Genomic DNA, 22,290 nt, shown 5'->3' with positions numbered 1-22,290 from the left:
AGTACGGGCCGTTTGGCTCCGCTGCGGATTGAAATGGCGAGACTTTTGTATCAATGTGAAGGCATTGACGCAAAAGGGCTCGCCTTTTTTGCGTCCGCCGAAAGGAGACACAGTACATGAAGCAGGAAAAGAACATTTGGGAACAATCCCGCGTGGAGCTGTTCCAGAAACTGGATTGCCGGGAGACCGGCCTATCACAGGAGGATGCGGCGCTCCGTTTGTTGAAATACGGTGCCAACGAACTGCACGCCGGCAAGCAAAAGAGTGTTTGGCAGATTTTTCTGGGGCAGTTTGCGGATTTTCTGGTGTTGATTCTCATTCTGGCCGCCGTCATCTCCGCCTGCATGGGGGACGTGGAGAGCATGATCGTCATTCTGGCGGTCATCACCATGAACGCAATTCTGGGCACCGTTCAGACCGTCAAGGCCTCCGCATCGCTGGACAGCCTGAAGCAGATGTCCGCCCCCACCGCCAAGGTACTGCGGGACGGTCAGATCGTACAGATCCCCGGCCGAGAGGTGGTTCCCGGTGATGTGGTCATATTGGAGGCGGGAGATTCCGTCTGTGCCGACGGACGCCTGTTGGAGTGTGCCAGTCTGAAGTGCGCGGAGAGTGCCCTTACCGGCGAAAGCCTGCCGGTGGAAAAGGATACGGAGCCGCTCAGTGGAGAGACGGCCTTGGGCGACCGGAAGAACATGGTGTTCTCCGGCAGCTTCGTCACCTATGGGCGGGGCCGCTTTCTGGTGACGGCCACCGGCATGGACACGGAAATGGGCAAGATCGCCCAGCTTCTGAAAAACACGGAGGAACGGAAAACGCCGCTGCAGGTCAGTCTGGACCAGTTCGGCAGAAAGCTGTCGATCATCATTCTGGTGATCTGCGCAGTGCTGTTTGGCGTCAGCGTGCTGTGGCGGCACGAAAACGTGATGAACGCCTTCCTCTTCGCCGTGGCGCTGGCGGTGGCCGCTATCCCGGAGGCCCTCAGCTCTATCGTGACCATCGTGCTGTCCTTCGGCACCCGGAAAATGGCCAAGGAAAACGCCATCATCCGCCATTTGCAGGCGGTGGAGGGGCTTGGCAGCGTGTCGGTCATCTGCTCGGATAAAACCGGTACGCTGACCCAGAACCGTATGACGGTGCGCAAGCTCTACACCGGAGGCGAGGTGATCGACGCCAAGGACGCGGACTTCCGGGACCCGTTACAGGAGCCGCTGCTGCGGACGGCTTTGCTGTGCAGCGATGCGGTCATCAGCGGAGATACGGAAATCGGCGACCCCACGGAAACGGCACTGGTGCGGCTGGGGGAGACCAACGGCTTTGACGAGGATCTTGTCCGGGACCGTTGGCCCCGCCTGACGGAGATCCCCTTCGATTCCGACCGAAAAATGATGTCCACGGTCCACAAGCTGGCGGGTGGCCTGATGCTGGTCACCAAGGGCGCGACGGACGTGCTGCTGGACCGCTGCGTGGTGACGCCGGAGGAACGGGCGAGGATCGAACAGGTCAACGAACAGTTTTCCAACGAGGGCCTGCGGGTGCTGGCCTTCGCCTGCCGCAGTGTGGACAGTACGGCCATCACTCTGGCGGATGAAAACGGCCTGACCTTCCTCGGTCTCATCGCCATGATGGACCCGCCCCGTGAGGAATCCAAGGCGGCGGTGGCGGAGTGCATCCGTGCCGGTATCCGCCCCATTATGATCACCGGCGACCATAAGATCACGGCGGCGGCCATCGCCCGCGAGATCGGCATTTTGCGGGACGGCACGGAGGCCGTGGAGGGCGCGGTCATCGACAGCATGAGCGACGAGGAATTGCAGGACTTCGTGCCAAAGGTCAGTGTCTACGCCCGTGTGTCCCCGGAGCATAAGATCCGCATCGTCCGGGCGTGGCAGCAGCGGGGCAATCTGGTAGCCATGACCGGCGACGGCGTCAATGACGCCCCCGCTCTCAAGCAGGCGGACATCGGCGTTGCCATGGGCATCACGGGAACGGAGGTGGCCAAGGATGCTGCCGGTATGGTGCTGGCGGACGATAACTTCGCCACCATCGTGAAAGCCGTGAAGAACGGCCGGAACGTATACGCCAACATCAAGCGGGCCATTCAGTTCCTGCTCTCCGGCAATACGGCGGGCATTCTGACGGTGCTCTACGCCTCCCTGATGGGACTGCCCGTGCCCTTCGCGGCAGTGCACCTGCTGTTCATCAACCTGCTGACGGATTCTCTGCCCGCTATTGCGCTGGGGCTGGAGCCTCATACCGATGAGGTCATGTCGGAAAAGCCCCGGCCCCGGAACGAAGGCATCTTGACCAAAACCTTCCTGTTCAGTGTGGGTGTTGAAGGACTGGTGATCGCCGCCGCCACCGTCACGGCCTTCTATCTGGGACTGAACGCCGGCGGTGCCGCTGCTGGGCAGACCATGGCCTTCTCTACCCTGTGCCTGAGCCGCCTGTTCCACGGCTTTAGCTGCAAATCCCAGCATCCGGTGCTGCTGACCCGGCACTTCTGGAACAACCGTGCCCTGTTGGGTGCCTTTGCCATCGGCGCTCTGCTGCTGGGACTGGTGCTGCTGGTTCCCGCGCTGGAACCGCTGTTCGCCGTGGCTCCCCTGTCCATTGGGATGGTGGGGGCCATCGTAGGACTGGCCTTCGGCTCCATGGTGGTCATCCAGCTTTTGAAGCTGCTGCGGCGGTAAGGCCGCAGGCATTGTGCGGTAAACAGAATCATGCCGAAAAATTTACCGTTTCTTGATGGAAATCCGATTCCTTGCATGATACAGTAAAAGAAGATGGAATATTAACAAGAAGGGCAGGAGGAACAACATGGAGACTCCCATCAATTTTAACGAGAAAAAAGGCTTCATCTGCGATATGGACGGCGTCATCTACCACGGCAACCGCATTCTGCCGGGGGTGGCGGAGTTCATTCAGTGGCTGCATGATGAGGACAAGGAATATCTCTTTCTTACCAACAACAGCGGCTATACGCCCCGGGAGCTGAACCAGAAGCTGGCCCGCATGGGCCTTGATGTGCCGGAGGAGCACTTCTATACCAGCGCACTGGCCACCGCCGCCTTCCTGCGGGAGCAGGCACCGGGCTGCTCCGTGTTTGCCATTGGCGAGGCAGGACTGCTCAACGCCCTCTATGACGCAGGCATCACCATGAACGATGTGAACCCCGACTATGTGGTGGTAGGCGAGGGGCGCAGCTATTCGCTTGACACCCTCACGAAAGCCACAAATCTGGTGATGCAGGGGGCCAAGCTCATCGGTGCCAACTCCGATGTCTCCGGCCCCATTGAAAACGGCATCGCCCCTGCCTGCCGTGCCCTCATCGCACCTATTGAGATGGCAACGGGCAAGCAGGCCTACTTCTGCGGCAAGCCCAATCCGCTGATGATGCGGACAGGGCTGAAAAAGCTGAACTGCCACTCCGGTGAGGCGGTGATGGTGGGCGACCGCATGGATACCGACGTGATCTCCGGCATGGAGAGCGGTATGTCCACGGTGCTGGTGCTCTCCGGCGTTTCCACGCGGGAGACCCTCAAGACCTATGCCTACCGCCCCAGCATCGTGCTGGACGGCGTGGGCGATATCGCCGCCATGGCCCGCAGAGAGAAGGCATAAACTGCACAACTCACCGTACCAGGCGCAAATCTGCAAAGTGGATGCAGAAAAGGGAGGACGTTTTCGTCCTCCCTTATTTTTGCGACGCAAAAGCATAGTATAATAAGAAATGTGCCATTTCCTCGCCCCCTGCGGGGCAACCGGAAATAATGCACGAGAACTTCATGCACTGGCATTTGTGCATGTTCGTGATGCGCTGCTCATAAATAAAGTTTTATGCCTATGTTCACGCTGCCCGCAAGTCAGGTGAAGATTCAGACATCATTCCGACCGATCCCAGTAGGGATAATCCGTAAATACGAACTTGCCTGCCGCGTTTTTTCAGTCGGCAGCTCCACATAGACTGTGCTGCCGTCCGGCGGCATGCTGACACCCATCACCACCGTGAATTTCCCGGCGCCGTCATCCCGGACGTGATCCGCCCAGCTGTTGTAGGAGGTCTTGCCCCTGTTTTTCCTGTACGCTGCATAGACGTTGCCGTTATATTCAAGCAGATCTTTGCTCGCAATGGCGGCATTCAGGGTCTTATCCGTAAATTCCTTGGAAAAGACCGCTAAGAATTTTTCTCGAACCTGTTCAATGGTGTAGACGCCGTCCCGAGCGGGGAACATGGGCAGGTACTTCCGACCCTGAATTTGGACGGGACTCATGCCCTCGGAATACTCCCCGGCGAAGGTGAGGCGCAGCCAAAGACTTCGGGCCTGTTCCGACAGCTCCCACGCTTCCTCTTCGTACAGAGTCGAGCCGTCCTCCGGGTAAAATTCATACCCGTTCACACCTCGGAGACTTTCGATAATGACGGCTTACATTACCGGAAACCGTGTTGTCCCAGTATTCCGAGCGGATAAAATGCTCTAAATGGACACCGGTCTCCGTTTTATAGCCCTCGTAGACATAGCTCTGCGCGGACATACCGCTTTCCGACAGGGAAAAATGCTGGAACTCCATAGGCGCACCTCCGTGGTCGGCAAAATCACCGGGATCGTCGGAACCGCCGTTCTGTTTGGAGAAGCACGCGGAAAAAATCAGAGGAAAGATGCAGAGAAGCGCGAGACAGATCAGCAGCTTTTTCAAATTACATTTCCTCCTCCTTTTGCGGAATCATGACGAGACTGACTTCGGTCATGGTAAAATCCTACAATTATAGTGCACCATCTTCCACTGTTTTTGTCAAGCATCAACTTGCTCAGAAGTACCCTTCGCGGCTCAAGACTGCCGCCCTGATATGAAAACAGGATGATTTCTGATGAAATCATCCTGTCTGCTGCGGTTCATGAGAAGGGGGGACGGAACATTGCAGAAATGCGCATACTTCCGCATGCGGAATTCACAGCCGGTCATTGGACCCGGCAGCCGTTGGAGCATTTTTCCAGTGCATACTGCATTTGTTCATCTGGTGAGAGAAAGGCGCGGGGCTCAAAACCATCTTCCTTGCGGAATGAGATGATCCGGTTTGTGTGGTCGATCCAAATCGCGCAGATTTCCTGCGGGCGGCGGTCTTCTTTCATCGGCGGTTCTCCATGATATAATTTTAGATAAAACGGCTTGCCGCCTGTTGATGAACAGACGGCAAGCCGCATGGCTGCTTCAGCAGCCTCGCATCCGGCGCACAACAGCGCGCCGAAGCTGTTTATTCAACGATGACAGAGGTGCCGGAAACGATCTTCTTGGGCTCCTTCTTGGGGATCAGGACGGTCAGCACACCGGATTCATACTTGGCCTTCACATCCTCGGCCTTCACATCACCCACATAAAAGCTGCGGGAGCAGGCACCGGCATAGCGCTCCTGACGCAGAACGCGGCCCTTCTTGTCCTCTTCGTCCTTGTCCAGACCCTTCTGGGCGCTGACGGTCAGATAGCCGTCCTTCACGTCCACATGGATCTCGTCCTTCTGGAAGCCGGGCAGCTCCACTGCGAAGCGGTAAGCCTTGGCGTCATCCGTTTCGCGGATATCGGTCTTCATCAGGTTTCTCTCGTGCTTGCCAAACAGGGGGCTGTGACCGCCGAAGAAACTGTTGTCAAAGAAATCGTCAAACATGTTTTCACCATAGATGCTGGGTACCATAATAATTCCTCCATTCGAGATGAAATTACAAAATTGAATCGCGGAAACAGGGCGGCACGTTCTGATTGCACAAGCAAACGCTGCCTGCGGCGATCTTCGACCCATCGGCTGCCATGCTCGGAATGTGCATCAGTTACTGCACATCACCCTGGCTGCTTCCTTTTTCCCTCTTTCTGCTGTATAGTTTATCTTTTTTCCTTGCAAAAACAAGAAACTGTGAGTACAATAAAAAAAGAGATGCTTGTGCTGAAAGCACAAGTGGAAAGGGGCTGAGGGCGATGGGAGACACACAGTGGGAAAACTGCGGCGCTGAGACGCTGCTGGAGGAATTCTTCGCGCAGGATGATCTCAGACAACTGGCGGAAAGCGCAGGCAAGATTCTGGACTGTCCGCTGCTGGTGCTGGACGATACCTTTCATGTGGCGGCATACCGCCTGCCGCAGGGATTCTCCGATGAGCTTTTTCAAAACGTTGTGAGCTGCGGCGAGATCACCTATGAAGCCGGTGTGCTTATCAGCAGAAGCCCGGCCCTTTCGGAAGGGCGGGCGGACTTTCTCCAACTGCCGGGCAGTCCGTATCCCCGGCGATTTGCACTCCTTGTCAGCGCGGGGGTCCAGCTTGGCTGCCTCATCTGCGTGGACACGGACGGACATCTGGAAAAAATTCCCGCTCAGACATGGGAACTGGTGGAGCGTATCCTCGCCAAGCAGCTGTTTGTGGAGGCCAGCCGGCAGGACAAGCCCTTTGAGACCGCAGAGGACATACTCATGCATTTGCTGGACGGCGGCTTTTCCTCTGCTGCGTATTTTCAGCTTCAGGCCGCCAATACCTACCTTGCGGACTTCCACCCGCGGACCTTCGCATTGGTGGATCTGGCGGCCTACCACAGCGTTTACGCCGGGAAGCGCCGGTTGAAGGAGGCACTGGAGGCGCGGCTTCCGGACAGCCACCCCTTTCTGTACAAGGGCGATGTGTTCCTGTTCCTGCACGAGGACGAGGATGCTCAGGCGTTCGATGATCTGGCGGAGGAATTCCACCTCAAGGTCCTCATCTCCGAGCCGCTGGACGAGCTTTTCGACCTTCCCAAGCTTTACCCCACCGCGCGGGAGGCGCTGGAACTGATGCGGGATGAGCGTTTTCACGGGGAGCGGGTCTGCTCTGCGGCACAGCTCCGTATACCCCTGCTGCTGAAAAATCTGGAGGGGCGCGGAGGTCTGATCTCCGTAGAACTGCGCCGCTTGGCCGCCCATGACCGGGAAAAGAACACGCAATACTGCGAAACGCTCTACTATTACCTGATTTGCTGCCGCTCTCTGAAAAAGACCTGCGACGCGCTCTACACCCACCGCAACACGGTGCTTTACCGCATCCGCAGGTTGCAGGAGGATTTCGACATTCCTCTGGATGACCCGTCCTTCCATGCCGACCTGCTGCTGGGTGTGTCCCTCATTCTGTTTGAGAACAAGGGGCCGGATTTCTTTCTGCATACCCCGAAAAATGAGGCATAAAGCCGTACATTTAGGCGAAGATTCAAAAAGAAACGGATGATATTTATGAAAGAAAACAGAAAGCTTTTAAGAGAAGTTCTCAAGGATATCCGCCATGACATGACGGACGAGGAAGTGCTGAACCTGCTGGCGGACAGCAAAATTTCCGAAAATCCCGCGGGTGAGAAGGAAAAATACACCCTCGGTCAGCGGGCGGCGGACGCCATCGCGAAATTTGCGGGGAGTTGGGCATTCATTTTTTCCTTCACCGGCGTGCTGATCCTCTGGATGGTGGTCAACACACTGCTGGCGGCAAAGGCCTTCGACCCCTTTCCCTTTATTTTGCTGAATCTGGTGCTCTCCTGCGTGGCGGCCATTCAGGCGCCGCTCATTATGATGAGCCAGAACCGGCAGGAGGAAAAGGACCGCCGCCGTGCCGAGAACGATTACAAGGTGAATCTCAAAACGGAAATTATGATCGAGGATCTCTACGATAAAGTAAACGCCATCCTTGCCAGGCAGTCCGCCCTGGAAAAGCATCTGGCAGGGCAGAAGAAGGGAACACCGAAAGCGGACGGTGAAAAATAAACGTGCTTTGAGGCTTGTACCTTTTTTGTAAATTCAAGCATGATTTTAGAAGGATCAACAAAAACCGGGATATCCAACAGGATGTCCCGGTTTTTGCTTCAGGTGCCTGCTTGCTGTTCCTTGGATTTGCTGGAGACTGTGCAATCACGGTCAGCTTGTATATGACGAATTTTATTTAGTACTATTATTTCGTAATAGACACAATATCTTGTGCTTCGGCAGTTGACAGAACGGGCCCGCCATTATATACTTAAATTCTAAGAGACGATCAGCGGGAGGGAGAGATGCGTATGCGGATCGGCGGACTGCAAAAGGTAACGCTGCTGGACTACCCCGGCAAAGTGGCTTGCACGGTGTTTTTGCCCGGCTGCAATCTGCGCTGCCCCTTCTGCCACAATCCCGCTTTGGTCCTGCCGGACCGTGCGACCGGCGGCCTTTCCACGGAGAAGCTTCTGGCCTTTTTGGAGACCCGTCGAGGAAAGCTGGACGGCGTGTGCGTCACCGGCGGGGAGCCGACCTTGTACGAGGACCTTCCGGCGCTGCTGCGGCAGATCCGGGCGCTGGGCTTTGCCGTGAAGCTGGACACCAACGGCACCAACCCCGACATGCTGGAAGCGCTGGCGCAGGAGGGGCTGCTGGACTATGCTGCCATGGACATCAAGAACAGCCCGGACCGCTATGCGGAGACCTGCGGCGGCGTGGATCTTCTGGGACCGGTGAAGCGGAGTGCCGCACTGCTGATGGCGGGCGCCGTGGACTATGAGTTCCGCACCACCGTCTGCGCACCGCTGCACACACCGGAGGAGATGGCCGGGATCGGCCGTTGGCTCAAGGGTGCGAAGCGCTATTTCCTTCAACCCTTTGTGGACTCCGGCGAACTGGTGGGCAGCGGCATGAAGCCCCTGACAAAAGAAGAGATCGAAGCGCTGCGGGACAGCGTTTTGCCTGATATTCCCAGCACACAGATCCGTGGACAATAGAGAAAAGGAGAAGAGGACCATGTATCAAGTCATCAAGCGGGACGGCCATGTTGCCGAATTCAGTCTCAACCGTATCTCCAGTGCCATTATGAAAGCCTTTGACGCCACCCATATTCCCTATGCCCCGGATGTGATCGACCTGCTTTCCTTGCAGGTCACGGCGGATTATGCCGATAAGATCCGGGATGGCCGGATCGATGTGGAGACCATTCAGGACAGCGTGGAGGCCGTTCTTCAGCGGGCCGGCTATGCGGAAGTGGCCAAGGCCTACATTCTCTACCGCAAGAACCGGGAAAAGCTGCGGAACATGAGCTCCACCATTCTGGACTACAAAAAGCTGGTGGACGATTATCTGCGGGTGTCCGACTGGCGGGTAAAGGAAAACTCCACCGTCACCTACTCCGTGGGCGGATTGATCCTGTCCAACTCCGGCGCCATCACAGCCAATTACTGGCTCAGCGAGATTTATGACGAGGAGATCGGCAGCGCCCACCGCAACGCGGACCTCCATATCCATGATCTGTCTATGCTCACCGGCTACTGCGCCGGTTGGAGCCTGAAGCAGCTCATTCAGGAAGGGTTGGGGGGTGTGGCGGGGAAGATCACCAGCGCCCCGGCCAAGCACTTGGCTACTTTATGCAACCAGATGGTGAATTTCCTGGGCATTATGCAGAACGAGTGGGCGGGTGCGCAGGCATTTTCCAGCTTTGATACCTATCTTGCCCCCTTTGTCCGGATGGATAAGCTCAGCTATAATGAAGTCAAGCACTGCGTCGAGAGCTTTGTCTATGGCGTCAACACCCCCAGCCGCTGGGGCACACAGGCCCCGTTCTCAAACATCACTCTGGACTGGACCGTACCCGCCGATCTGGCCGGTCAGCCTTGTATCGTGGGCGGCAAGCCCATGAGCTTTACCTATGGCGACTGCCAGCCGGAGATGGACATGATCAACAAGGCATTCATCGAGGTCATGATCGAAGGCGACGCCAACGGCCGCGGCTTCCAGTATCCCATCCCTACCTATTCCATCACCAAGGACTTTGACTGGTCCGAGACGGAGAACAACCGGCTGCTCTTTGAGATGACCGCCAAATACGGAACGCCCTACTTCTCCAACTACATCAACTCCGACATGGAGCCCAGCGACGTGCGCAGCATGTGCTGCCGCCTGCGCCTGGACCTCCGGGAACTGCGGAAAAAGAGCGGCGGCTTCTTCGGCAGCGGCGAGTCCACCGGCTCCGTGGGCGTCGTGACCATCAACCTGCCCCGTATTGCATATCTTGCCAAGGATGAAGCGGATTTCTTCGCCCGGCTGGATCACATGATGGATATTGCCGCCCGCAGTCTGAAGATCAAACGCACTACCATCGGGCGGCTGATGGAGGAGGGGCTGTACCCCTACACCAAGCGCTATCTCGGCAGCTTCGACAATCACTTTTCCACCATCGGCCTCGTCGGCATGAACGAGGCGGGTCTGAACGCCAACTGGCTCCGCAAGGACCTCACCCATGAGGAGACGCAGGACTTTGCCGTTCGGGTGCTGAAGCACATGCGGGAGCGGCTGAGCGATTATCAGGAGCAGTATGGCGACCTCTACAATCTGGAGGCCACCCCTGCCGAGTCCACCTCCTATCGCCTTGCCAAGCACGATAAGGCACAGTACCCCAATATCATCACCGCCCACGAGGGCGGGACGCCCTACTACACCAATTCCAGCCATCTGCCTGTGGGCTGCACGGAGGATGTGTTCGCCGCACTGGACGTACAGGACAAGCTCCAGACCCTCTACACCAGCGGCACGGTGTTCCACACCTTCCTGGGCGAAAAGCTGCCCGATTGGCGGGCAGCGGCGGCGCTGGTCCGTAAGATCGCGGAGAACTACGAGCTGCCGTACTATACGCTGTCTCCCACCTATTCCGTCTGCGCAGACCACGGCTATCTGGCCGGGGAGCAGTTCACCTGCCCCATCTGCGGACGGAAAACGGAGGTTTACAGCCGCATCACCGGCTACTACCGCCCGGTGCAGAACTGGAACGACGGCAAGAGTCAGGAGTATCAGGACAGAAAAACCTATCAGGTGAGCGATGCGGCGCAGCCCCATGCAGCCGCTCCGGCGGAAGAAGTGAAAGAGACCGCGCCCGTTTCGGGGAAAGCAGACCGTTACACGCTCTTCGTCACGGCCACCTGCCCCAACTGCCGGGCGGTGAAGCCGCTGCTGCAAAAGGCGGGCGTTCCCTATGAGGAAAAGGATGCCGCACAGTATGCGGAGGAGACAAAGGCACTTGGCCTGCGGCAGGCCCCCACGCTGGTGGCTTGGGGAGAGGAACCCACTCTCTATGTGGGCGCAGCCCAGATCAAGGCGTTCCTCCGGGAGTATGCCCAATGATCGAGCTTGCTGTGATCGGCGGCGGTCCCGCCGGACTGACAGCCGCCCTGTATGCCGCACGGGCGGGACGCTCCGTTGCCGTATTCGAGGGCAGCGGCTTCGGCGGGCAGATCACCCTCTCGCCGCTGGTGGAGAATTATCCCGGCCTTGGCGCGGTCAGCGGCATGGAACTGGGGGACCGGATGTATGCCCAGGCGGAAGCGGCCGGGGCGGAGCTGACCTTCAGCGGGGTACAGAGGATCGAACGAAACACGGGCGGCACGTTCCTTTTGGAAACGGAGGACGGGCCTGTGTCGGCCCGGGCGGTGATTTATGCCGCTGGGGCAAAGCCCCGGACGCTGGGTCTGCCCGGTGAAGAAGCATTGGTAGGCCGCGGCGTCAGCTATTGCGCCCTGTGCGATGGCCCGTTCTTTGACGGGCAGGACGTGGCGGTGGCCGGCGGCGGCAATACCGCCTTTGAGGACGCCCTGTTTCTGGCCGGACGCTGCCGCAGCGTGACACTGATCCACCGGAGAAAAACCTTCCGGGCGGAGCAGACGTTGGTGGAACAGGCGGCCCAACGGGAAAATCTTACCATCCTGACGGATACGGTCATCACCGATCTCCACGCCGACAACGGAGAGCTGGAACACCTTCTGCTGAAAAATGCCGACGGACGGGAGACGCGGCTCCCGGTCAGCGGGCTGTTCGTGGCCTTTGGCCGCGTTCCCGATACGGAAATGGCCGCGGCACTGGCGGAACGGGATCAAGAGGGGTATCTCCTGACCAATGACCGGATGGAAACGGCCGCACCGGGCTTTTTTGCGGCAGGCGACTGTCGGCACAAGCAGGTACGGCAGCTGACCACGGCGGTTTCGGACGGCACCTTGGCGGTGGTCTCCGCCTGCCGGTGGCTGGCGGAACAGTGACGCGCACCGGATCATCCCAACAATCAAAGTAAAGAGAGGATACGCTTATGAACGATGAACGCTACTCCATTATTTATTCCAGCAGAACGGGAAATACCAGACTGCTGGCTGAGGCGATCCGGGAGAGCCTTCCGGCGGATCTGTGCGATCATTTCGGCACGGACGAAGCCGGTGCGGTCGAATCCGAAAAGCTGTATGTTGGCTTCTGGACGGATAAGGGGACTGCGGATGAAGCGGCGCTTGCGCTTTTGAAGCGCCTGAAAAACAAGAAGATTTTCCTGTTCGGCACGGCGGGCTTCGGCGAAAGCGAGGCGTATTTTCAAAAGGTGCTGGATCGGGTAAAGGAGAGCATCGACGAGAGCAATTCGATCATCGGCACTTATATGTGCCAAGGCAAAATGCCCATGGCGGTCCGGGAGCGGTATGAAAAAATGAAGCAGCAGCCCAACCCGGCTCCCAATCTGGACGGACTGATCCGGAATTTTGACCGCGCCCTCACCCATCCGGATGACCATGACCTTGAAGAATTGAAACAGGCTGTGCGGAGAGAGGGAGGACAGTTGATATGAGATGGTTCTATGAGCTTGCGTGGCTGTGGAAGGGGCTGGGGATCTCCCTGCTGGCAGCCGCAGCCTGTATGGTGTGTGTCTGGCTGGTGTGCAGAGCCACCGGAAAGCGGCTTCGGACCGGCATCGCGGTTTTGGCCGCTGCCGCGGGCTTTGCGGCCGCCGTTGTGGTGATCCTCCTCCTCGCCCAGACTCCAACCCCGATTTAAAAGAACCCTCCGTCGCCCGTAAACGGGGACGGGCAGCGGGAATACGCCGCGTGGAAAGCAAAGCAGCAGGCCGGACAAGAGAACAAGGTATAACAAAGGCGGGAGCATCTGTAACGATGCTCCCGCCTGCTGTTATGTAGGATTCTCTATTATATAGTTTATTCCTTAATCTGTTCTAGGCAATTTCCGTTTTTGTCAAACATGTGCATTTCATCATATTCGCCAATTCCGTATCCCCAAAATAAGCGATAACCATTCACATTTAGCTGTATCAACTCTTGGTTTAAATAGGTAATGGTAGATACATCTTCATCGTAGGCAACTGCCATAATAACATATTTATCACTTTTATCATACCAAGAAATCAATACTTGGGTTCTAAGTTGACCCGATTCAAGTTGCTTTGGTTTTTCGATATGCACGGAACCGTTTGTTTCAATGACATCGTAAAAGATGCCTCGCTTTCGTACAATGGCGTTTTGAAGATTGCTTTTTTCTTCTTTGTTCGTATATATAACAGCGGTGAGATTTTCGTCAATCTGTTGAGACGCTAAAATCTCTCCTACCTCAAAGGGATATTTTATTCTATTAAGTGCATTTTCAATACTTTTAGGAAAATACATAAAGAAACTAATCCCTACACCGAAAATAATAATCAGTACAATAAGAAAAATTGCCCTTTTTTTCATTCAAGTTCTCCCCAAAAAACTATTACAAATCGGCTTGATGGATAATACTCATACCCATGCTGTCTATATATTAAATTATAACACAGCAGACATTATAGAGCAAGGGCAGGAATAAGCTCCTGCCCTTGTTTACTATAAAACACTTTCAATAGAAATGATAAATCCGAACACACTACCCACTTGGATAATGTAGTTCGGATTATCATTACTTGGTCCGAGTGGCGGGAGTCGAACCCACGGCCTCATGGACCCGAACCATGCGCGCTACCAACTGCGCTACACCCGGATACAGCTTTACCATTATACGGTATCCGGTTCGGGATGTCAAGGCATATTGCGGAAAATCCCCGCATAGAGTTGAAAGAATTCAACGATGGGGGGCAGGAAGGATGACGGCAAGGCGGTCAGGGCGGCGGACAGCCGCATCGGTTGGCAGAAAAAGAACGGTGGCGCGTCAGGTGGGACGCCGTCAGTCCGGAAAAACGGACGCCCTGTCGGCGGCGGAGCGTTTGCGGCTCATCCGTCTGGTGACCTGCGGCGGCATTTTCGTGCTGCTGGTGGCGGCGAAGCTGCTGCTGCCGGGAAGGATGGCGGGCGTCAGCCAAAAGCTGTCGGAAGCCATGACTCGGAGCGTGGATGTGCAGGCGGTATTTTCCGCTGTGGGCGGGCTGTTTACCAAGGATGGGACCCCGGCGGAGGCGGCGGACGAGGTGTACCGGGCCGTGTTCCATCCAGAGGGCGCGGAGACCCGGCAGACCGCCGCCCGGACAGCGGACGGCGCGGCACTGACGGAGCTGCGGAACTGGCGGGATGCAGAGCCGTTGAACACGATCCCGCCTGCGGGAGAGGACCCGGCTCCGGAGGAGCTGGAGACGATGGACCTTGTGCTCTATTCCGACGAGGATTTGCCGGAAAACGTCAGTATGCGGCAGGCGATTTTGGGTTTTGACCACGAGACGCCGGTAAAGGGCGTGCTGTCCTCAAATTTCGGCTACCGGGATCACCCCTTGGAGGGGACGGAGCGGTTTCACTACGGCGTGGATCTGGCGGCGGATACCGGTACGGCCATCGCCTGCTTTGCCGATGGCACCGTTACGGCGGTAGGGGAGAGCAGCAGCTACGGAAAATACTGCACAGTCACCCACGCTAACGGCTGCGCCACCCTGTATGCTCACTGCGGACGGATCTCCGTGTCCTCCGGCGCGGCGGTAAAAAAGGGAGAGAAGCTGGGGGAGGTAGGAGAGACCGGCATGGCCACAGGACCGCATTTGCATTTCGAGCTGCAAAAGGACGGGGTCTACCTGAACCCGATCTATTATGTGGAAACCGCCTGAGTGTACCGTCTCCGGCGGCTTTTTTCTGCTGGTGGGATGGTTCGCCCTCTGCTGCGGTTGGCAGATGGCGCTGACGGTGCTGGGGGCGGCAGCGTGGCACGAGTTCGGGCATCTGCTGGCTTTAAGGCTCTGCGGCGGGGAGGCTCGACGGCTGCGGGTCGGCATGTTGGGAGCGGTGATCGAGGTCCGGGGGGCCATGGGCTACGGGCAGGAGTTGGCATCGGCTCTGGCGGGGCCGTTGGCGAATCTGCTGGCGGCTGCGGTCCTCGGCAGGATGGGGTGCACCACGGCGGCGGGGGCCAACGGGGTGCTGTGCGCCTTCAATCTGCTGCCTGTCCGCCCGCTGGACGGCGGACGGGCGCTGTATCTCCTGCTGGCGTGGCTGGCCGGTCCCGGAACGGCGGAATGGGGCTGCCGGTGGGTGGGCATTTCCACGGCGCTGGCGGCGGCGTCCGGGACGGCGTGGTTGGTGTGGCGCACGGAGGGAAGCCTCTGGCTGCTCCCTGCCATAGTGGGGCTGCTGACGGCCGGGGCAGGCTGGCGGGATGACCGGTAAGGAGGAGCCGTCGGTCACATTTTGCGGTTTAACTTGAAAATTTGCAGATTCTTAACTATAATAAAGACACCATACCGTCAGCGGACACGTTTACCCTGGAGCTGACGGGGAGAAAGCACGAGGAATGGCTATGCGACCAGACGGAACGAGAGTACGGGATCTGACTGCCATCATGCAGGCGCTTCCCTATGTCATGCCAAAGCGGTATGATGCCCAGAACTGGGCGGAGGAATATCTGGATGAGGACGCGATCCGGGACTATATCCGGGCAAAGCGGCGGGAGGGGCGCACCGTGACCCACATGAGCCTGCTGGTGTCCGCCTATTACCGCGCGGTGCTGAAAAATCCAAAGATCAACTATTTCGTGATGAACCGGCGGATCTACAAACGGAATCACTTCTGCTTCAGCTTTGTGATCCTGAAGACGCGAGCGGACGGCACGCCGGACGAGACCTCTCTGAAGGTGTATCTGGAACCGGAGGACACGGTGTTCACCGTGACGGAGAAGATCCGCTCTACCATCGAGAAGAACCAGAACATTCAGCACAATAACGACACCGACCGGTTTGCGAAATTCGTATTCGGCGTGCCGGGTCTGGCCCGGGCGGTTTTTGGTCTGGCGGGCTTTCTGGACCGGCATAATTTGCTGCCCAAGTCTATCATTGAACTGAGCCCCTTCCATACCAGCCTGTTTGTGACGAATCTGGCCTCCATCAATACGCCCTGCATTTTCCACCACTGCTACGAGTTTGGCACTACCAGCGTGTTCGTCTGCATGGGGCGGCCCGTCCCCGACCCGCTGGCTCCGGAGGGCGTCCGGAAGAAGATCATGCCTATGAGCGTTGTCATGGACGAGCGGATCGCCACCGGCATTGAGTATTCCCGCTTTTTCGCGGAGTTGTTCCGAAATCTCAAGCACCCGGAAAGTCTGGAAGAGCCCTTCAACAGTGTGTTGGCAGAAAAAGCGGCGGTAAAGTGAGGGAGCACATACAGTGAACAAAAGAACGAAAACCGCTCTGCGGCGGTGGTGCCTTTACGGGTGGACGCTTGCAAAATGGACCATGGCTGCGTCCGCCATCGGCGTGGTCTGCGGATTGATCGGGACCATGTTCCACTTCGGCGTCCATGAGGTAACGGCTTTCCGAGGAACGCACCCCTGGGTGCTGTATCTCCTACCGTTGGCGGGCTTTGTGATCGTGAGCTTTTACAAGCTGACGGAGACGGACGGCTTGGGTACCGACGATATCATCGACGCGGTCCATGAAGGAAAGCGGCTGCCTATCTTGCTGCTGCCGGCCATCTTTTTCGGTACGGTTTTGACCCACCTGTGCGGCGGCAGCGCGGGACGGGAGGGTGCAGCCCTTCAGATGGGCGGCACCATCGGCCAGTGTATGGGCCGCACCTTCCGGCTGGATGACCGAGATCTCCGGGTGGCTACGCTGGCGGGCATGGCGGCATTTTTCTCCGCCCTGTTCGGAACGCCGCTGGCGGCCACGGTGTTTGCCATCATGGTCATCAGCATCGGCGTGCTCTACCATGTGGCGCTGTATCCCAGCCTGCTGGCGGCGCTGGTGGCCTACGGCGTGTCCGTCCGTCTGGGGGTGGAGCCTACCCGCTTCACCGTGGCGGTGCCGGATCAGTCGGTAGGGATGTTCGTCCGGGTGGCGGCGCTGGGTGTGCTGTGCGCGCTGGTGTCCATCCTGTTCTGCAAACTGATGCACGGCGCGGGACACCTGATGAAGCGGATCAAAAACCCGTGGCTGCGGGTGATCTGCGGCGGCTTCGCCGTCATCGCCCTGACGTGGATATTCGGCACGGACTATAACGGCGCGGGCATGGACATCGTGACCCGGGCCATCGAGCAGGAGACCGTGGCGGTGCCCTGGGCCTTCCTGCTGAAGCTGGTTTTCACGGCGGTCACGCTGGCAGCGGGCTTCAAGGGCGGCGAGGTGGTACCCTCCTTCTTCGTGGGCGCGACCTTCGGCTGCGCAGTGTCCCCGCTGCTGGGTCTGCCGGTGGGCTTCGGCGCCGCGGTAGGTCTGGCTGCTGTTTTCTGCGGCGTGACCAACTGCCCGGTGGCGTCCACGCTGCTGGCGGTGGAGCTGTTCGGCGCGGAGGGAATGCTGTATTTTGCCCTGGCCTGCTGCCTGAGCTATATGCTCTCCGGGTATCAGGGGCTGTATTCCAGCCAGACCATCCTCTATTCCAAGCTGAAGGCCCAGTTCATCAACGTCCATACCAACGCCTACCACGCCGGCGAGAAAACCGAATAAAACAAGTACCTCCCACGGTTTCCCCATAAATGAAGGGACACCGTGGGAGGTTTTTTGCATGATGGATGAACAACGGCCCGCCCGCAAATGCGGACTGAAACGGCCCCGTTCCTCATAGGATAGAGGAAGGGGGTGGTGGAATGACAAAGGAGGACTTTGATCCGCTGGCCTTTACCACAGCGGTGAACACCCTTGCCGTTGCCATCGCCCAGAATCTGAGCGAGGATGAGCTGGCGCTGCTGACGGCGGTGCTGGTGCAGCTTACCGGCACATTGACCACCATCACCGTCCAGCAGACTCTGTATGGAAAGCAGAAGGATGGCCAGACCTCGTAAGGTCTGGCCATCCTTGTGTTGCATAGTGTGTGATATAAAACTGCTTTACAGGCAAAGTTTATTTCCCAAGTAGGCGGCGGGCCGTGTCCACGTTGACCTGTTCGATCTGCCGCAGCTTCTGCACGGCAGCAGCCTGTTCCTCCGGGGAGATAGGGGAGCTGACCATGCGGTCAATCATGGCCTTGAGGGCATCCGCCGTCAAAGCGTCCAGATCCAAGAAGTTCTCCTGACCGATATACCGCAGGAAAGCGGAGACCTTGGGGTCATACACCACGCCCGCCAGAGGGATGCCCTGTCCGGCGGCGAAGATCAGCGCGTGGAGCCGCATGGACACCACGGCCTGCATCCGGGAAAGCGCGCCGATGATGGTCCCGGCGCTGCCCGCATCATCCAGAAAATAGTGGGGGATGTCCAGTCCTGCCGCGGCCAGCCGGCCGGCAACCGGGTCCAGATGCTTTTCCACGGCGGCGAACACCGGCGTCAGACCGTAGGTCTCATAGGCGTATTTCGCCGCCTGCGCGAACAGGGGGGCCTTGTCCTCAAAGCCCTTCCAATTCCGCAGAGCGAAGCACAGGTACTTCCCGTGGGTCGGGATGCCCGCCCGCAGCAGAACGCTGTCGATCTCGTCCTCGCTGGCGGCGGGGAGGGTCAGGGCCGGGTCCGCCGTCAGGAGGATCTCCGGTTTTGTCACGCCCATGGACTGCAATTCCTTCAGGGAGTCCGGCTCCCGGAGGGTGATGACGTCCACGCTGGCGTTCAGCACGCTGGCCGCCAGCTTCCGGTGCTGTTCCCGGAGAACAGGACCGATGCCGCAGCCGTACATCTGTACCTTGCAGCCCGCCTTGTGGGCGGCCTGAATGTTATGGAGATAGAACCACAGGGACCGACGGGAGGTGACGTCCTGAATGAGGCTGCCGCCGCCGTTGATATACAGCCCCGCGTGGCGCATGGCCTTTTTCCAGGTGCCCACGTCCATCCGTCCCGCCGTCCGCACCCGGTAGGTCAGGCGGGTGGCCTTGGGGTCCTTGGTGAGAACGGTAATAGGCATATCCGGGTCGATGGAGCGCATCTCCTGCAAAATGGCCTCCAAAATGGCATCGTCACCGGCGTTGCCCCGACCGTAAGCACCGCAGATCACCACGCCGTCCCGGTCCCGTTTGGGACGGTTGTGGCGGCGGATGATTTCCTCATAAATGTGTAGCTGGGTGTCCACAGTGCTTTGGATGGAGAACTTGGCGGAGGCTTTTTCATAGAGCTTCTCGCCCATCTCCCGACGCAGAGCGTCCCCGTTGCCCAGCGCGGCCAGATAGCGCCCTAACGTCTGCCAGTCGCCGGGGGTAAAGAGGTATCCGTTTACATCCTGATCGATGAGATAGGGGATGCCGCCCACGGCGGTGGCCACCGTGGCCAGATGGAACCGGGCACCCTCCGTCAGGGCGTAGGGGAAGGTCTCGGAGAGGGAGGTCAGGGCGTTGACATCCAGCGCGGAATAGAACCGATCCATACCGCCGCTGATCCAGCCGGCGAAGGTGACCTCCTTTTCCACGCCCAGTTCCCGGGCCAGGTCCCCCAGCTTCTGCCGCTCCTCGCCGTCACCGGCAATGACCAGCCGCAGCCGGGAACAGGTCTTGTGGCCCTCGGCAAAGCCCCGGACCAGGGTGGACATATCCTTGACGGGGTTCAGCCGGGCGGCGATGCCCACCACCACACTGTTTTTCTCCACGTCGGCACCCAGTCCCCGGAGATAGGCCAGCCGCTCCCCCTGAGACGGCGCAGGGGTGAAGTCGATGCCGTTGTAGATGGCGTAGAACCGGTCGGGGGGGAAGCCCCGGTCGATGAGCAGGTCCACCATGGCGTCGGACACACCGATGCGGTAGTCCAGATGCCGGAGCGCCCAGGCATTGATGGCCCCGAAGGTGAGCCGGGCGAAGGGGCGGCCCATGTAGTCCAGCTTGTAGTCGCTGTGGACGGTGGACACCACAGGCAGGCCTGTGGGCTTCCGCAGCAGTGCGCCGATCATGTTGGCCCGGCTGCCGTGACAGTGGATCAGCTGATACCCTCCCTGCTGGATGTAGGCCGCCAGCTCCCGCCGCAGGTGGGGAATGTTGTTCCCGCCGCAGATCATGGTGGGGATGCCCATGGCCCGGGCCTCCTCGGCAAAGGGGCCGTCCCGGAAGCAGACAAGCTGGGCGGTGATGGTTTTGTTCAGATTTTGCAGCAGACTCAGCACATGGGTCTTGGCCCCGCCGGAATCGCCGCCGCTGATGAGATGGATGACCTTCATAAAAGCGCCTCCAAAAAAATCCTTGTGAAATAGCGAAAAATATTATACAATAGAGAACGCGAAATGTCTACCAAGGAAAAATCGGGCCAAGCCCGTTACGGAGGAAATCATGGAACAGAAAGCAAAACGCATCGGAAAGCTGAATATCATCGACCTCATCGCCATTGTGCTGATCGTGGCGGTGCTGGCGCTGGCGGCCTGGAAATTTATCGGAAAAAACGGCGACAGCATCAACTATGAGCGGCCCCAGACAAAAGTCACCTATCAGGTGAAGGTGGAGGGCGTGGCCCCGGAGCTGTATGAGAACTGTCAGGCCCATCTGCCGTCTCCGCTGATGGCCTCCGGCGCGCTGGTGGGCGGCCAGATCGAGGCCGTGGAGAAGGAGACCTATCAGGTGCTGGATGCCAATGGGAACTGGGTCACGGACCCGGACCATGTGACGTTGATCTTCACCGTGACCACCACCACCCCTACCGCCGAGGTCATGACCACCAAGGTGGGCGATCAGGAGGTCCGCATCGGCAAGACCGATTATATCCTCAAGAGCGAGTATATCGAATTTTCTGACGGTACCATTACCAATGTCATCTGGGGCGACTGACGGCCCTTTCCGAAGGGCACACGGCTTCCAGTCCGTGTGTCTTTTTGTTCGACAAGTCATTTACCCAGCGGAAATATAAATCAAAAGGAGAATTTCAGCTATGTATTGCACGAAGAAAATCACATCTGATCTGATTTGGCTGGGCGGCTCGGACCGCCGGCTGGCCCTGTTTGAAAATGTATATCCCATCCCCCGGGGCGTCTCCTACAACGCCTATCTGATCCAGGATGAAAAGACGGCCCTGCTGGATACGGTGGATCAGGCCATCGCGGAGCGGTTCTTTGAGAATCTGGAACACGCCCTGCAGGGCAAGCCTCTGAATTATGTGATCGTCAACCACATGGAGCCGGATCACGCCGCCACGCTGGGAACGGTCCTGAGCCGCTACCCGGAGGCCACCGTCATCGGCAACGCCAAGACCCTGCCCATGATCAAGCAGTTCTTCCCCATGGAGGTGGAGGGCCGCTTCCAGGCGGTGAAGGAGGGGGATACCCTGTCCCTGGGCCGCCACGAGCTGACCTTTGTCATGGCCCCGCTGGTCCACTGGCCGGAGGTCATGATGACCTATGATACCACGGAGAAGGCCCTGTTCAGCGCCGACGCCTTCGGCACTTTCGGCGCTATGGACGGCAACATCTTCGCCGACGAGGTGAATTTCGAGCAGGAATGGCTGGACGACGCCCGTCGGTATTACACCAACATCGTGGGCAAATACGGCACGCCGGTGCAGAACGTGCTGAAAAAGGCGGCGGGACTGGATATTCAGTACCTCTGCCCCCTCCACGGTCCCATCTGGCGGGAGAACATCGGCTGGTTCCTTGAGAAGTACAAGCGCTGGAGCACCTACACGCCGGAGGCGTGGACAGCCGCTATTTTCTGCGGCTCCATCTACGGCCACACGGAAAACGCCTGCGAGATCCTGACCTCCCGTCTGGCGGAAAAGGGCGTGCGGCACGTGCGGATCTTCGACGTGTCCCACACCGACGTATCCGAGCAGGTCAGCGCCGCGTTCCAGTGCAGCCATCTGGTGTTTGCCAGCGCCACCTACAACGGCGGCATCTACACCCCCATGGAGACGCTGCTACTGGAACTGAAGGCCCACGCACTCCAGAACCGCACCGTGGCCCTCATTGAAAACGGCAGTTGGGGCCCTGCCGCCGCCCGGCTCATGGCCAAGCACCTGGAGGAGATGAAGGGCATGGAGCAGATCGCACCGCCCATCACCATCCGTTCCGCCGTGAAGGAGGAGCAGTACCGGAAGCTGGAGGATCTGGCCGACCTGATCGCTGCCGACATCGCAGCCGAAGAATAAGTGAAAACCCCCGTCTCCGCTTCTCACGGAGACGGGGGTTCATTTTGGAATCAGGGCATCAACCAGTCCCGCAGCATTTTTGCCGCGGGACTG

At 58.4% G+C, this 22,290-nt stretch carries 22 protein-coding genes and 1 tRNA gene; 16 read left to right on the top strand and 7 right to left on the bottom strand.

All coding sequences use genetic code 11. The annotated features are described in order from the left end of the window. The first annotated feature begins 116 nt into the window (after positions 1 to 116). A complete protein-coding gene (locus H8Z83_RS03140) occupies positions 117 to 2,693 on the top strand; it encodes a cation-translocating P-type ATPase (RefSeq protein WP_187013714.1) in 2,577 nt (858 codons plus the stop codon). Positions 2,694 to 2,820: 127 nt separating this feature from the next. Continuing rightward, positions 2,821 to 3,624 carry an HAD-IIA family hydrolase gene (locus H8Z83_RS03135; RefSeq protein ID WP_243184709.1) on the top strand — a complete coding sequence of 268 codons (804 nt, stop codon included), beginning with the start codon at positions 2,821 to 2,823 and terminating at the stop codon, positions 3,622 to 3,624. A 254-nt stretch (positions 3,625 to 3,878) separates the two neighbouring features. Here the strand turns inward: H8Z83_RS03135 and H8Z83_RS03130 are convergent, their stop codons facing one another. The 4 genes from H8Z83_RS03130 to H8Z83_RS03115 form a co-directional block, all read right to left on the bottom strand. Further along, complete coding sequence (locus tag H8Z83_RS03130; RefSeq protein WP_187013713.1) at positions 3,879 to 4,400, bottom strand: hypothetical protein; 522 nt, start codon at positions 4,398 to 4,400, stop codon at positions 3,879 to 3,881. Beyond that, positions 4,387 to 4,698 carry a hypothetical protein gene (locus H8Z83_RS03125; RefSeq protein ID WP_187013712.1) on the bottom strand — a complete coding sequence of 104 codons (312 nt, stop codon included), beginning with the start codon at positions 4,696 to 4,698 and terminating at the stop codon, positions 4,387 to 4,389. Before H8Z83_RS03125 ends, H8Z83_RS03130 begins: the two co-directional genes overlap by 14 nt. 263 nt (positions 4,699 to 4,961) lie before the next feature. Further along, positions 4,962 to 5,204 (bottom strand): hypothetical protein, encoded by a 243-nt coding sequence (locus H8Z83_RS03120; RefSeq protein WP_187013711.1) that lies wholly within the window; start codon positions 5,202 to 5,204, stop codon positions 4,962 to 4,964. A gap of 50 nt (positions 5,205 to 5,254) precedes the next feature. Continuing rightward, the gene (locus tag H8Z83_RS03115) at positions 5,255 to 5,689 is read right to left on the bottom strand and encodes an Hsp20/alpha crystallin family protein (protein ID WP_187013710.1); all 435 of its coding nucleotides are present in this window, start codon (positions 5,687 to 5,689) and stop codon (positions 5,255 to 5,257) included. A 278-nt stretch (positions 5,690 to 5,967) separates the two neighbouring features. On the opposite strand from H8Z83_RS03115, the gene H8Z83_RS03110 reads away from it, so the two are divergent. The 7 genes from H8Z83_RS03110 (at position 5,968) to H8Z83_RS03080 (ending at position 12,813) form a co-directional block, all read left to right on the top strand. Further along, positions 5,968 to 7,197, top strand: coding sequence for a PucR family transcriptional regulator (locus H8Z83_RS03110; protein ID WP_187013709.1), 1,230 nt, complete (start codon positions 5,968 to 5,970; stop codon positions 7,195 to 7,197). A 36-nt stretch (positions 7,198 to 7,233) separates the two neighbouring features. Continuing rightward, positions 7,234 to 7,764 (top strand): DUF1003 domain-containing protein, encoded by a 531-nt coding sequence (locus tag H8Z83_RS03105; RefSeq protein WP_418481296.1) that lies wholly within the window; start codon positions 7,234 to 7,236, stop codon positions 7,762 to 7,764. A gap of 284 nt (positions 7,765 to 8,048) precedes the next feature. Further along, complete coding sequence (locus tag H8Z83_RS03100) at positions 8,049 to 8,744, top strand: anaerobic ribonucleoside-triphosphate reductase activating protein (protein WP_337416060.1); 696 nt, start codon at positions 8,049 to 8,051, stop codon at positions 8,742 to 8,744. Between the two features lie 19 nt (positions 8,745 to 8,763). Then, entirely contained in the window at positions 8,764 to 11,130 is a 2,367-nt protein-coding gene (locus H8Z83_RS03095) for a ribonucleoside triphosphate reductase (protein ID WP_187013707.1), read from the top strand. Next, positions 11,127 to 12,038: an NAD(P)/FAD-dependent oxidoreductase gene (locus H8Z83_RS03090; RefSeq protein WP_187013706.1), complete on the top strand. Its 912-nt coding sequence runs from the start codon at positions 11,127 to 11,129 to the stop codon at positions 12,036 to 12,038. The genes H8Z83_RS03095 and H8Z83_RS03090 overlap by 4 nt, the downstream gene beginning before the upstream one ends. 47 nt (positions 12,039 to 12,085) lie before the next feature. Next, positions 12,086 to 12,607, top strand: a complete 522-nt coding sequence (bilS, locus tag H8Z83_RS03085; RefSeq protein ID WP_187013705.1) for a flavodoxin family protein BilS — start codon at positions 12,086 to 12,088, stop codon at positions 12,605 to 12,607. Beyond that, positions 12,604 to 12,813 (top strand): hypothetical protein, encoded by a 210-nt coding sequence (locus tag H8Z83_RS03080; RefSeq protein WP_187013704.1) that lies wholly within the window; start codon positions 12,604 to 12,606, stop codon positions 12,811 to 12,813. Before bilS ends, H8Z83_RS03080 begins: the two co-directional genes overlap by 4 nt. A gap of 158 nt (positions 12,814 to 12,971) precedes the next feature. Here the strand turns inward: H8Z83_RS03080 and H8Z83_RS03075 are convergent, their stop codons facing one another. Beyond that, positions 12,972 to 13,502 (bottom strand): hypothetical protein, encoded by a 531-nt coding sequence (locus tag H8Z83_RS03075; RefSeq protein WP_187013703.1) that lies wholly within the window; start codon positions 13,500 to 13,502, stop codon positions 12,972 to 12,974. Positions 13,503 to 13,712: 210 nt separating this feature from the next. Next, positions 13,713 to 13,788 (bottom strand) — tRNA-Pro (locus H8Z83_RS03070). 103 nt (positions 13,789 to 13,891) lie between these two features. Here H8Z83_RS03070 and H8Z83_RS03065 point away from each other — a divergent pair. The 5 genes from H8Z83_RS03065 (at position 13,892) to H8Z83_RS03045 (ending at position 18,000) form a co-directional block, all read left to right on the top strand. Then, positions 13,892 to 14,836 (top strand): M23 family metallopeptidase, encoded by a 945-nt coding sequence (locus H8Z83_RS03065; RefSeq protein WP_187013702.1) that lies wholly within the window; start codon positions 13,892 to 13,894, stop codon positions 14,834 to 14,836. Then, complete coding sequence (locus tag H8Z83_RS03060; protein WP_187013701.1) at positions 14,820 to 15,392, top strand: zinc metalloprotease; 573 nt, start codon at positions 14,820 to 14,822, stop codon at positions 15,390 to 15,392. Before H8Z83_RS03065 ends, H8Z83_RS03060 begins: the two co-directional genes overlap by 17 nt. Before the next feature lie 124 nt (positions 15,393 to 15,516). Further along, the gene (locus H8Z83_RS03055) at positions 15,517 to 16,371 is read left to right on the top strand and encodes a hypothetical protein (protein ID WP_243184708.1); all 855 of its coding nucleotides are present in this window, start codon (positions 15,517 to 15,519) and stop codon (positions 16,369 to 16,371) included. A 13-nt stretch (positions 16,372 to 16,384) separates the two neighbouring features. Then, positions 16,385 to 17,665, top strand: a complete 1,281-nt coding sequence (locus H8Z83_RS03050) for a chloride channel protein (protein WP_366463693.1) — start codon at positions 16,385 to 16,387, stop codon at positions 17,663 to 17,665. A 140-nt stretch (positions 17,666 to 17,805) separates the two neighbouring features. Continuing rightward, entirely contained in the window at positions 17,806 to 18,000 is a 195-nt protein-coding gene (locus H8Z83_RS03045) for a hypothetical protein (protein WP_187013700.1), read from the top strand. A gap of 58 nt (positions 18,001 to 18,058) precedes the next feature. Here H8Z83_RS03045 and csaB read toward each other — a convergent pair whose 3' ends face one another. After that, positions 18,059 to 20,284, bottom strand: a complete 2,226-nt coding sequence (gene csaB, locus H8Z83_RS03040) for a polysaccharide pyruvyl transferase CsaB (protein WP_187013699.1) — start codon at positions 20,282 to 20,284, stop codon at positions 18,059 to 18,061. A gap of 109 nt (positions 20,285 to 20,393) precedes the next feature. Here csaB and H8Z83_RS03035 point away from each other — a divergent pair, with 109 nt between their 5' ends. Together H8Z83_RS03035 and H8Z83_RS03030 are read left to right on the top strand one after the other, a co-directional pair. Continuing rightward, complete coding sequence (locus H8Z83_RS03035; RefSeq protein WP_187013698.1) at positions 20,394 to 20,885, top strand: DUF4330 domain-containing protein; 492 nt, start codon at positions 20,394 to 20,396, stop codon at positions 20,883 to 20,885. A 100-nt stretch (positions 20,886 to 20,985) separates the two neighbouring features. After that, on the top strand, positions 20,986 to 22,197 hold the full coding sequence (locus H8Z83_RS03030; protein ID WP_187013697.1) for an FprA family A-type flavoprotein: 1,212 nt from the start codon (positions 20,986 to 20,988) through the stop codon (positions 22,195 to 22,197). Positions 22,198 to 22,290 lie beyond the last annotated feature (93 nt).

Source organism: Dysosmobacter segnis (genome assembly GCF_014297285.1).
In the GTDB taxonomy this organism is placed as follows: domain Bacteria; phylum Bacillota; class Clostridia; order Oscillospirales; family Oscillospiraceae; genus Oscillibacter; species Oscillibacter segnis.
The sequence above is the reverse complement of the archived record's forward strand: the minus strand, read 5'-3'. Positions and strand labels throughout refer to the sequence as shown.